The organism is Deinococcus sp. NW-56, from assembly GCF_002953415.1.
GTDB lineage: Bacteria > Deinococcota > Deinococci > Deinococcales > Deinococcaceae > Deinococcus.
Genome location: NZ_CP026516.1, coordinates 2,576,575 through 2,587,944 on the forward strand (window position 1 = coordinate 2,576,575; position 11,370 = coordinate 2,587,944).

Here is an 11,370-nt window from a genome sequence, read left to right on the forward strand (position 1 = left end):
CGGCTCCTATACGGTGTTTCTGCGATGAAAGCACCCAAGAGCCGACCCCCTCACGATACCTTGCAGACCGTTCTGCGGTCTGCCTTCCCCCTTGATGCCCGCCGCTTGATGGTCTTCACCGCCTTGGTCCTGGCGGTCATTCAGGCTCGCACGGTCGTCCTCTACACCCTCAAGACCCATGTTCCGTTGCCAGGTACGCTCACAGCTCGCTACCAGCGACTCTGTCGCTTCGTCCAATTTCCTTTCCCCGAGGGTTTGTTTCCCAGATTTGCGCTGTCCTTCCTGCCGGACGGTCCCGTCGATCTGATCCTCGACCGGACCAACTGGCGACTCGGCCAGCAGGACGTGAACATCCTGCTGCTTTCTGCTGTGTGGAACGGGTTCAGTCTGCCCCTCATGTGGGCATTGCTCCCACATGGTGGGGCGAGTGATTCCCGTACTCGGGAATCACTCGTGTTGCGCTTCCTGACGTTTTGCCCGGATCGGCAGGTCCGGTGCCTGCTGGCAGACCGAGAATTCATCGGCCAGCACTGGTTTCGTTTCCTCGATCAGCACAGCATCGCTCCCTGTATTCGCTTGCCTGCACGCGCCACCATCGGCCAACACCGTCTGCCCGTGTGGGCTGTGTTCAACAAGCTCCAAGTGGGCGAAGTCAGGGTCTGGCGACGCCAGACCCTGATCTACGGTGTGTCACTCCGGGTGGCCGCGACGAAGAACGCGGCCGGGGAGACGCTGTACCTCGCTTATCGGGGGCACGTGGGACCGAATCTCCGACGGTATGCCCAGCGTTGGCAGGCAGAAAACTTGCACTCCGCGCTCAAAACGAGGGGCTTCAATCTGGAAGACACCGGGCTAACCCGTGCTGAACGGGTCTCCACCCTGCTGACGGTGGTCGGTGTGGCGTTTATCTGGGCCTGTGTAACTGGGGAGCTGCTGGTAACCGAGAAAGGCGTACGGATCAAGAAACACGGACACCGTGCGGTGTCCGTGTTCCGGCTTGGCCTCGACCATCTTCAAGATCTGCTGCTGCATCCCTCTCGGTCGTCTTGGCACACCCTCGCGACTCTCATGCCGCGTTTTGAAGGGTAGTCAGCCCGCCGCCCCCAAGTGCCGCTCCGCCAGCGCGAGGTCGGCGTCCTTGTCCACGTCGGTGCCGATGGCGGCGTGCCCGGTGATGAGCGCACGGGCCTTGACGCCCAGGATGGTGCTGACCTTCCCCTCCAGCGCGGGCACGGTGAGGCGGCGGGTCAGCAGCCGCAGCAGCACGCCGGGGCCGATCAGCGCGGCGAGGCGTAGGGGGGCCTTGCGGGCGCCTAAGACCTCTCGCAGCCGGGGCAGGAACTCGCCCACCAGCCGGGGGTCGAGCAGGAAGACGTTCCCCCCGGTAAAGCTCCCCTCCCGCAGCCGGGCGTAGGTGCGCTGCACGCCGGGGAAGGCCGCCTCGCAATCTTGGCGCCGGACGACCGGGTAGACGAGGGCGGCGTCGCCGGGCGCCGCGTCCAGCACGTCCGCGAGCTGCGCGGGGGTCACCAGCGGAATATCCGCCGTCGCCACGATCACGCGCTCGCCGGGGGCCAGGCCACGGGCGCTCAGGGCCTCCACACCCGCTTCGAGGTTGCTCAGCAGGGTGCCGTGGTCGGTGACGCGCTCGTCAATCAGGAGGTCCATCTCGGGCGTCGTCGGGCCGACGTAGGCCACGCGGCCCACCCGCCCGCTGCCGCGCAGCGCCCGCAGGACATGCAGCGCCATCGGCTCGCCCGCCACCGGAATCAGCCCCTTGACGCTGACCCCGTGCGCCGCCGCAAAGGGGTCGCCGGGGTCGCCGCCGCCCAGCACGACGGCGCTCCACTGCGGGGCGGGGGCAGCCTGCTCATGACTCATGCGCGAGAGCGTACCACCCCGCCCGGCGCACGGGCCGGAAGGTGCAGGGTGGCCGTGAACCCCCCGCCGGGGGCACTCGAGAGCCGCAGCTCGCCCCCATGCACCTCCGCCGCGCGGCGGGCCAGTGCCAGCCCCAGCCCATGCCCTCCGGCCGTGCGGCTGGCGTCGGGGCGGTAGAAGGCCTCGCCCAGCCGCGCCAGGGTCGCCGCGTCCACGCCGGGACCGTCGTCGCGGACCTCGACCTCCGCCCCACCTGCCCCGTCCGGGCGCACGGTGACGGTGACGGCCGCGCCGGGCGCGTGCAGCAGCGCGTTCGCGGTGAGGTTCCACACCGCCTGCCCCAGCAGCACCCGGTCACCGTGCGTGGTCAGGGCCTGCGGCGCGATCAGGTCCACATCGGCCTCGGGCGAGAGCTCGCGGGCGCGGTCCACCGCCTCCGCCGCGAGGTCGCGCAGGGGCACCGCCGCCTGCGAGAGGGCCGCCGGGTCGCGGGCGAGCAGGAGGAGGTGGTTGGTGAGGGTCGAGAGCCGGGTGAGGTCGGTGCCCAGTTCGCGCAGCTCGGCCCGGTAGCGCTCCGGCTCGCGGTCGTGGGCCAGAGTGGCGTCCACCCGCGCGGTCAGGGCGGCCAGCGGCGAGCGCAGGTCGTGGGCGGCGGCCCGCACGAAGTCCTGCTCGCGGTCGCGGGCGTCGGCCACCCGCCCAAAGGCCCCCTCCAGCGTGCGGGCCAGCCGCGCGAGTTCGTCGCCCTCGCCCGCGCCGGGCAGCGGCGAGCGCAGGTCGCCCCCCGCCCCGATGCGCCGCGCGGCCCCCTCCAGCCGCCGCACCGGGGCCAGCAGCCGCCCGGCCACCGCGTAGCCCAGTCCCGCCGCCAGCGCGAGCACCAGCGGCAGCAGCCACGCCAGCGCCCTGGTGAAGGCCCGCCGCGCCTCGGTGAGCACGGGCGCGTCCGAGAGCACCGCCAGCCGCCCCCCACCCCGCAGGGACCGCACCGCGAGCAATCGGCCGTCCAGCGTGTACACATCCGGCGGGAGGGCGGTGTTCAGCTCGGCGGGAAAGCGCGGCGTCTGGACCTGCCCGCCGGGACCGCTCAGCCGAATTTCGAGGAAGCGGGTCTGCGCGTCCGCGTCGGTCAGGCGCTCCAACCCCCTCGCCGACAGCACCTCCACCCCGAACGACCGCGCCGACTCCTCCAGCGCCCGCTCCACCCGCACCTGCACCGCGCTCGCCGCACTCTGGAGGGCCTCCACCTGCGAGACCCACAGCAGGCGGTTCACCGCGAGAAAGAGGCCCACCGCCACCAGCACGGCGGCGAGCGCGGTTGCCAACCCAGCGGTGAGCGCGAGGCGGGCGCGGAGGGTCAGGCGCATGAGGAGGCCCGGAGGACGGAGAGATGAAGACCTCCGCGAGAGGCGTTCCTGGGAGCAGGGGTGAAGGGGCGCTTTCTCGCGCTGGGGTGGCTGCGCCGTCCACCCCCCACCCAGCTTCCCCCACAAGGGGGGAGGAGCAACAACACCGTGCCACACGCCTTGTTCCTGTGACCCGCGTCAATCATCGGCGGACGGCTGAGGGCCGACCGCTCTCCCCTCACCCCGCCACCCGGTAGCCCCGCCCCCGCTCGCTGCTCACGGCCTCCGGCGCGAGCTTGCGCCGCAGATAACGCACGTACACGTCCACGATGCGGGCCTCGCCGCCGAACTCCGGTCCCCACACCCGGTCGAGCAGCTCCTCGCGGGTAAACCAGCGGTCGGGCGCCAGCGCGAGGGCTTCGAGCAGCGCGTATTCCCGCCCGGTTACGGCCACCTCCGCCCCGTCCCAGGTCACCACCCGGCCCACGGTGTCCAGCGCCCCGCGCCCACCCGCAAAGGTCACGCGCGGACTCGGCGCCCCCCGCTCCCGCCGCGACAAGGCCCGCAGCGTGGCAAGCAGCTCCGGCACCGCGAACGGCTTGACGAGGTAGGCGTCTCCCCCCAGGTCCAGCCCCTGCACCCGGTCTTCCAGCTCGCCCCGCGCCGTCAGAAAGAGGATGGCCGCCTCCGACCCCGCCGAGCGCAGCTCCCGCGCGATCTCGAAGCCGTCCAGGCCCGGCAGCATCACGTCCAGCACGACCAGGGGATACTCGCCGACGAGCGCCTCCTCCAGCCCCTCCGGCCCGGTCTGCCGCCACGTCGCCGCGTACCCCGCCTCGCGCAGGGCACCCAGCGTCGGCTCCGCGATGCGGGGGTCGTCCTCCACGAAGAGCAGGCGCATGAGGTCAGTCTAGAGGCGCCGGTGAAATGGGCGTTAACCGCCCAGCGTGCGCAGCAAGGCCCACCCCAACCCCACCACCCCAGCCAGGAACAGCAGCGCCAATGAGGGCAGCAGCCACGGCAGGCGCTGTTGCAGCCCCGCACTCCGCGCCCGCGCGTCGGCGAGCACCGCCGGGGGCAGCCCCCGCGCCGCGAGCGCGAGCACCGTGGGCACCACCACGAGGTCGTCCCCGACGCCCAGCAGCGGCAGGGCCTCGGGCAGCAGGTCCACCGGGCTCAGCGCGTAGACGAGCGCGGCCAGGGCCGCCAGCCGTGCCCGCGCAGGCGTGCGGCGGTCGCGCAGGGCGAGGAGCAGGGTCAGGGCGTCCCGCCAGATGCGGCGAAGTCGGAGAATCACGTTCCCAGTACGGGGCAAGGGGGCTGCGGGTTGCGCTCTGCTATCCTGACCCGCAGGCGCAGGCGGCCCCGCGCCGCCCACCCCGGAGGTTCCCCCAGGCAACCGACTCGGCCCCCGCCGAGCCAGCGTGTACCGCGAGGACACGCGAGAGACACCGTAGCGACCCATCACCGGTAAGACGCTCCCACTGCGGGAGTGGGTGATGACTGGCTCGTTCCGGCGCTCTCCCTGGGGGGACTTCGCCCGGTTCGGGCACTTCTGGCATGTGGCCCCGGCGCGGGCGGTGTGCTAGGATTTTTCACTGGTGACTCGCCCCCCGTCCCCAGGCGGGCCGGGCGAGCGAAGAAGCCGGACACCGGGGCAGCGTTCCCGGCGCGGCAGGAGGAAGGTAAGAGATGTTTGCGATCATTCAAAGCGGCGGCAAGCAGTACCGCGTGCAGGAAGGCGACGTTGTGCGCGTGGAGTCCCTCACGGGCGAAGCCGGGCAGACCCTGACCCTGACCCCCCTCTTCGTGGGCGGCGAGCAGGCCATCTTCGGCGAAGGCGCCGGGCGCTACAGCGTGGAAGCCGAGGTCGTCGAGCACGGCCGTGGCCCCAAGATCTACATCCGCAAGTACAAGAGCGGCATCCAGTACCGCCGCCGCACCGGCCACCGCCAGAACTACACGGCGATCCGGATCACGGGCATCAAGGGTTAATCCCGTTCTCGCCCCCGGTGAGAACCGAGCGGAGCGAGTAGGGACAGATCAGAAACTCGCGGCGTGGAGCGGCCCGAGGTGCACTGTCCGAGGGACGCGGAACAGAGCGAGTTTCGCAGCAGGAGAGGTGAACTGAAATGGCACACAAGAAAGGCGTGGGTTCGTCCAAGAACGGACGCGACAGCAATCCCAAGTACCTGGGCGTGAAGAAGTTCGGCGGCGAAGTGGTCGTCGCGGGGAACATCCTCGTGCGGCAGCGCGGCACCAAGTTCAAGGCGGGCCAGGGCGTCGGCATGGGCCGCGACCACACCCTCTTCGCGCTGGTGGACGGCAAGGTCATCTTCACCAACCGTGGCGAGAAGGGCCGCTTTATCAGCGTCGAGACGGTGCAGGCGCCCGTCGCCGCCGACTGAACACGCCCCCACGGCACGCCCTGCCCGGCGACGTGGCGGGGCGTGTTTTTTTGAGACCTGATAACAGAGGAGGTGCCCCATGGCATTTCGTGACGTGCTGGACATTGAGCTGGCGGCCGGAAATGGCGGCGACGGCAGCATGAGCTTCCACCGGGCCAAGTACATGGAAAAGGGCGGCCCGGACGGAGGGCACGGCGGGCGCGGGGGCAGCATCATCCTCCGGGCCATCGAGGGCGTGGAAAGCCTGGAACGGCTGGTCGGGCGGCGCAAGTTCAAGGCCGAGAACGGGGCCTACGGCGAGGGCCGGTTGCGCCAGGGCTCGGACGGGGCGGACCTCTACATCGACGTCCCGGTGGGCACCACCGCCTTCGACCGCGACTCGGGCAAGGTGATCGCCGACCTCGTGCGGGTGGGGCAGGAGCAAGTCATCGCGCGGGGCGGGCTGGGGGGCCGGGGCAACTCGACCTTTGTCAGCAGCACCCGGCAGGCGCCGCGTTTCGCGGAACTCGGCACGCCGGGGCAGAAGCGGCGGGTGCGGCTGGAACTGCGATTGATCGCCGACGTGGGCCTGGTCGGCTACCCCAACGCGGGCAAGAGCAGCCTGCTGGCGGCCCTGTCGCGGGCCAATCCCGCCATCGCGGACTACCCGTTCACGACCCTCTCCCCCATCCTGGGCGTGGTGGACCGCGCCCAGGGCGACGAGCGTTTCACGATGGCCGACATCCCCGGCATCATCGAGGGCGCGTCGGAGGGCAAGGGGCTGGGGCTGGAGTTCCTGCGCCACATCAGCCGCACCCGGCTGCTGGTGTACGTGCTGGACGTGACCCGCGACCCGGTGGAGGAGCTGCGGGCCTTGCAAGCCGAGCTGCGGGCCTACGACCCCAGCCTGCTGGACAACGCCGCCGCCATCGCGCTGAACAAGACCGAACTCGTGGACGCCGACCTCGTGGCGATGGTGGAAGGCGAGCTGGCCGAGTCCGGCCTCCCGGTGCTGCCCGTCAGCGCGAAGACGGGCGAGGGGCTGCCCGAGCTGCGCGAGGCCCTGTTCCAGCTTCTGCCCGACCGCGAGCTGTGGGCGCAGACCCAGGCGCTGGAGGTCGAACCCGACGAGGTGCGCGAGGCCCCCCTCACCCTGACCTTCCGCGAGGGTGCCCCCGAGCGCGGCCAGACCGACCCCGAGCGCATCTGGGAGGTCACGGGCGGCGGCTTCGAGGCGCGGCTGGACCGCTTTTCCCGGCATATGGAGGACGCCGCCGAGTACCTCTCGAACCTCTTCAAACGCCAGGGCCTCTACCGCGAACTCAAGCGGGCCGGGGCGCGCGAGGGCGATACGGTGGAGATTGGCCCCTTCCGCTTCGAGTACTTCGCGGACGAGGAGTAACCCAGCACAAGGAGGGCCTCACCTGCACGACTCGCAGGCGAGGCCCTTCCTCTGTTCCCGATCAGCCCTTGGTCACGATCCGCACGGTGACCATCTCGTCGGGAGTCACGCCCTCAATGGGGGCCTCCTGGCCGGAGCTGGCGTCCGAGGTGCGGGTCAGCTTGCCCAGCACGTCCTCGCCCTGCACGACCTTGCCGAAGATGGTGTGCTTGCCGTTCAGGAAGTCGGTGGGCGCAAAGGTGATGAAAAACTGCGAGCCGTTGGTCGCGGGGCCGCTGTTCGCCATCGCCAGGATGCCCGCCGAATCGAAGGTGAGGTCGGTGCGGAACTCGTCGGCAAAGCTGTAGCCGGGGCCGCCGCTGCCGGTGCCCGTGGGGTCGCCCGTCTGCGCCATGAAGTCCTCGATGACGCGGTGGAACTTGATCCCGTCGTAGTAGTGGTTGCGGGCCAGCGTCACGAAGTTGTTCACGGTGACGGGCGTCTCCTGCTCGTAGAGATCGGCGAGAATCTGACCCCTGGTCGTGTCAATCAGGGCGTAGTAGTCCTTGCCGTCTTCCAGCGCGAAGTCAGGCTCCGACTTGTACTCGCGGACCGGCTTCTCGGAGAGCGCGGGAACCAGCGCATAGCCCGCCGGGACCGGGCCGGGCTTGGTGACCTTCTCGGCGCTGGCCGCAGCGTCGCCGCTCTCGTCGGCCGCCTTCGCCTCCTCCGCCTCGGCCGAGGTCTCGTCGGTGGCGGGGGTGTCGGTCTGGGCTTCCTCGGTCTGGCTGGCGGGGGTGTCGGTGGTGCTCTCCTGCTGATCCTGACAGGCGGTCAGGGTCAGCAGGGCCGTGAGGATCAGCAGGGCGCGTTTCACACGGGCAGTCTAGCGGGAAGGGGCCTGAGAAGAAGGGGCGAGCGACCACTCCACCGTGCCGTCTCCACCGGGCGCCCTCTACACTGGGCGGGTGATCGTGACGATAGACGGCGTGGCGGCCAGCGGCAAATCGAGTGTGGCGTCGGGCGTGGCGCGGGCGCTGGGGATTCCCTATGTCAGCAGCGGCCTGCTCTACCGTGCCGCGACCTTGCTGGGGCTGGAGGCGGGCCTCGCTCTGACTGATGCGGCGGGCCTGCTGGCGCACCTGCACGCCACCCCCCTGCGCCTCGAACCCCGCGCCGAGGGCAACCGGGTGTGGGCGGGCGAGCGCGAGCTGACCGAGGAGCTTCACTCCTCGCGGGTGGACGCCGGGGTCAGCGCCGTGGCGGCCCTGCCCGAGGTGCGGGCGTGGGTGGACGCCCAGCTCCGCGCCCTGCCCGAACCCTTCGTGGCCGAGGGACGTGACATGGGCACAAATGTCTTTCCGCACGCGGAGGCCAAGTTCTACCTGACCGCCAGCCCCCGCGTCCGCGCCGAGCGCCGGGCAAAAGAGCGCCCCGAGGACGTGTCCGCCATCGAAGCGGCCCTGACCGAACGCGACCGGATGGACACGGTGCAGAGTGCGCCCGCCCCGGACGCGCGGGTGATCGACACGGGGCCGCTGACGCTGGGAGAGGTCATTGGGATGGTGCTGGCAGAGGTCCGGGGGCCGTAACCAGCTGAAATCTGAGGGCAACCGAACAAGGGGGCCAGGTCCGTGTGACCTGGCCCCCTTGAACAGATTTCTTAGCGCTGAATCCCGAACACCGGGCTGGTGTACGTCTCGATGTGGTTGGGGTTGCTCTCGTCGCCCAGGGCCTTGAGGACCCGCAGGCGCAGGCGGTAGTCGCCGTTGGGCGCGGCGTTGCCGTTGGCGAGGGTGCCGTCCCAGCTCCAGGTGTAGTAGGCGTTGCTGGTCGAACCGGCGTAGACGTTGGTGGCGTTGCGGCCCACGTACTCGTCGCGGCTCACGGTGTCTACGCGGTTGCCTCCCGCGTCCAGCACGTCCAGTTCGATCCAGCGCGACTGGTGCGCGAGGTGAGCCCAGATGCGGGGGATGTCGAGGGTGGTGCCGATCTGGCCCAGCGTGAAGACGGGCTTGGTCGTGGGAACCCCGTTCTCGTAGTACAGCATGCCTTCCACGGCGTCGTAGAAGGCCGGGAAGTCGCGCGGCGTGGTGCCCAGGCCGTAGCCCGGCAGCGAGATGTCGCCCAGCACCTTGATGCTCTGGTAGTCGCCCTTGAAGCCGCCGTAGGGCACGCTCAGGCTGGTCCCGCTGGCGTTCGTGTTCGTCATGCGGATGTAGCCGCCGTACTGCGACCGGTCGGCCGCCCCACCGGGCGCCGTGATGGTCACGTTCAGCTCGGCGGTGCCGCCGGCCGGGACCGTCACGGTGGTGCTGGCCTGGCCATTGATGGTGACCGTGGCCGCCGCCGTGCTGGGAGCGGGCGCGAAGGTGGTGCCGCTGAGGGTCAGGGCCGCCACGTGGGTGACCTGATAGGTCTGGGCCGTGGCGCCGCTGTTGCGGATGGTCAGCACCTTGGTGCGGGTGGGCATGCCGTCGCTCTCGCCCAGGGCGATCTTGCTGGGCGACACGCTGACGCCGCTCTGAAGCGCGGCGAGGGCCGCCGGGGCGTTGACCACGCCCGCACCCTGGCGCTGCACGTAGTCCACGAACGAAGAGACGCTGCTTCCCAGGAAGTAGTTGGAGGGCTTGGCCGTGTTCTGCAGCAGGCGCCGGGCCTCGCCGTCGATCTGGCCGAGGCGGGGGTAACGCTCCAGCAGCAGGGCGGCCACGCCTGCCACGTGCGGCGCTGCCATGCTGGTGCCGCTCAGGACCGCGTAACCGGTCGCTTCCTTGGTCAGCGGGTAGGTGCTCTTGATCAGGCCGCCGGGGGCCGCCACGTCGGGCTTCAGGTCGAGGTCGGGCGAGGTGCCGTAGCTCGTGAAGCTGCTGAGCGTGCCCCCGGTGGGGTTGTCGAACAGGGCACGCTGACCCGTGAAGGTCACGCGCGGCGCCGCGCCCGAGGAGATCTGGTTGCCGATCCGGGCACCGTCCACATCCGACAGGCCGACCACCGGAATCTCGATGACCTGGTTGTCGTTGGCAGCGCTGGGGGCCACGGTCGGCGAGAGGACGCCGGGGGCGTTGTTGTACAGCAGGACGGCGCGGGCGCCAGCAGCCTGGGCGTTGAGGGCCTTTTCACGGAACGCGCAGGTGCCGCGCCGGATCAGGACTGCCTTGCCCGCCAAGCTGTTGGGCGCGAAGGGGTTCACCCCGTTCACGAAGCAGCCGTCGGCCGCCGCCGTGTTGGTGACGCCCGGGCCACGGGTCACTTCCAGGTTCAGGCCCGTCGAGGGATTGGGCGCACCCGTCGCCACCGTGTAGGCCACCCGCGCGCCGTCAGTGCTCACGGTCAGGTAGTCCATCTCCAGCTTGGCGTTGTCGACCGAGGCCACCGCGATCACGTTCGCGCCGAGGCTGGGAGCGCCGGTCGCGAACTGCCCGTCGGTGCCGCTGTTGCCCGCCGAGACCGTCACGATCACGCCGCGCTTGGCCAGCGCACTGGCGGCCTTGGCGGTGGGGTACTCGGGCCACTGGAAGCTCGACCCGATGCTCATGTTCAGGACCTGCATGCCGTCAGCCTCGGCCCGTTCCATCGCCTGAATCATGATGTCCGCGCTGGTCGACCCCTCGCAGCCGAAGACCTTGTACGCCCCGAACATCACGTCGGGCGCCACACCCTTGAAGCCGTTTGTGGGGTCGTTGGCCCCCACGATCCCGGCCACGTGCGTGCCGTGCCCGCCGCAATCGTCGGCATTCTCATCAGGCACGGGCGTGAAGTTGCCGTTCACACCGAACGCATCACCCACAAAGTCGTAGCCGGTGATCACGCGCCCCTGGAACGCCGGGTGGTCGTAGTCGATCCCCGTGTCCATGATGGCGACCTTGACGTTCTTGCCGGTGATGCCCATTTCGTCGCGCAGGATGGACGCGCCCGTCATGGTGGCGGCCGTTTGCACCTGCGGCACGGAGGGTTCCTCACCCAGCTCGGTCACGGGGCGCTCGATCTTCACGACCGGGAAGACGTTGACCACGCCGGGCAGGCGGGCCATACGGTTGGCCTCCTCGGCGCTCGCGACCACACTCAGGCCGTTAAAGAGGCGCTGGTAGCTGGCGAATTCCTGAAGCTTCAGGCCCGCCTGGGCCGCCCGCAGCCGGAAGTCGGCCTGCTGGCTGCGGATGCTCTGGGCCCCGAGCGCCGTGGGGTCACCCGCGAGCTCCACAAAGTAGCGGCCCGTCTCGCTGACAGGAACGTCGGCCGCGCGAATTGCGGCCGAGCCGTCGCCACCCGAGGGGGCCTTGCCAGTCGGGGCGTTGGGAGTGCTGCCGCAGCTCGCAAGGGCGATGGCGGCGGTCAGAAGCAGCAGGGCATGACGGGGAGTGTTCAAGGGAGG

The 11,370-nt window shown here is 70.2% G+C and carries 11 protein-coding genes; 5 read left to right on the plus strand and 6 right to left on the minus strand.

From position 1 onward, the window contains the following. Positions 1–24 precede the first annotated feature (24 nt). Positions 25–1,089: an IS4 family transposase gene (locus C3K08_RS12965; protein ID WP_104989793.1), complete on the plus strand. Its 1,065-nt coding sequence runs from the start codon at positions 25–27 to the stop codon at positions 1,087–1,089. Here C3K08_RS12965 and C3K08_RS12970 read toward each other — a convergent pair whose 3' ends face one another. From C3K08_RS12970 to C3K08_RS12985, 4 genes are all read right to left on the minus strand, one after another. Next, the gene (locus tag C3K08_RS12970; protein WP_104991671.1) at positions 1,090–1,881 is read right to left on the minus strand and encodes an NTP transferase domain-containing protein; all 792 of its coding nucleotides are present in this window, start codon (positions 1,879–1,881) and stop codon (positions 1,090–1,092) included. Further along, entirely contained in the window at positions 1,878–3,248 is a 1,371-nt protein-coding gene (locus tag C3K08_RS12975) for a HAMP domain-containing sensor histidine kinase (protein ID WP_104991672.1), read from the minus strand. Before C3K08_RS12975 ends, C3K08_RS12970 begins: the two co-directional genes overlap by 4 nt. Positions 3,249–3,465: 217 nt before the next feature. Then, positions 3,466–4,128, minus strand: coding sequence for a response regulator transcription factor (locus C3K08_RS12980; protein ID WP_104991673.1), 663 nt, complete (start codon positions 4,126–4,128; stop codon positions 3,466–3,468). 33 nt (positions 4,129–4,161) lie between these two features. Further along, positions 4,162–4,524, minus strand: a complete 363-nt coding sequence (locus C3K08_RS12985; RefSeq protein WP_104991674.1) for a YkvA family protein — start codon at positions 4,522–4,524, stop codon at positions 4,162–4,164. A 395-nt stretch (positions 4,525–4,919) separates the two neighbouring features. Here C3K08_RS12985 and rplU point away from each other — a divergent pair, with 395 nt between their 5' ends. The 3 genes from rplU (at position 4,920) to obgE (ending at position 7,016) form a co-directional block, all read left to right on the plus strand. Beyond that, a complete protein-coding gene (rplU, locus tag C3K08_RS12990) occupies positions 4,920–5,222 on the plus strand; it encodes a 50S ribosomal protein L21 (protein ID WP_104991675.1) in 303 nt (100 codons plus the stop codon). A gap of 137 nt (positions 5,223–5,359) precedes the next feature. After that, a complete protein-coding gene (gene rpmA, locus C3K08_RS12995) occupies positions 5,360–5,635 on the plus strand; it encodes a 50S ribosomal protein L27 (protein ID WP_104991676.1) in 276 nt (91 codons plus the stop codon). A gap of 79 nt (positions 5,636–5,714) precedes the next feature. After that, positions 5,715–7,016: a GTPase ObgE gene (gene obgE / locus C3K08_RS13000; protein ID WP_104991677.1), complete on the plus strand. Its 1,302-nt coding sequence runs from the start codon at positions 5,715–5,717 to the stop codon at positions 7,014–7,016. A gap of 61 nt (positions 7,017–7,077) precedes the next feature. Here the strand turns inward: obgE and C3K08_RS13005 are convergent, their stop codons facing one another. After that, positions 7,078–7,872 (minus strand): peptidylprolyl isomerase, encoded by a 795-nt coding sequence (locus C3K08_RS13005; protein WP_104991678.1) that lies wholly within the window; start codon positions 7,870–7,872, stop codon positions 7,078–7,080. 91 nt (positions 7,873–7,963) lie between these two features. Between C3K08_RS13005 and cmk the strand changes: the two genes are divergently transcribed. Next, positions 7,964–8,587, plus strand: a complete 624-nt coding sequence (gene cmk, locus C3K08_RS13010; RefSeq protein ID WP_199776942.1) for a (d)CMP kinase — start codon at positions 7,964–7,966, stop codon at positions 8,585–8,587. A 71-nt stretch (positions 8,588–8,658) separates the two neighbouring features. Here the strand turns inward: cmk and C3K08_RS13015 are convergent, their stop codons facing one another. Continuing rightward, complete coding sequence (locus C3K08_RS13015; protein ID WP_104991680.1) at positions 8,659–11,364, minus strand: S8 family serine peptidase; 2,706 nt, start codon at positions 11,362–11,364, stop codon at positions 8,659–8,661. Between the last annotated feature and the right edge of the window lie 6 nt (positions 11,365–11,370).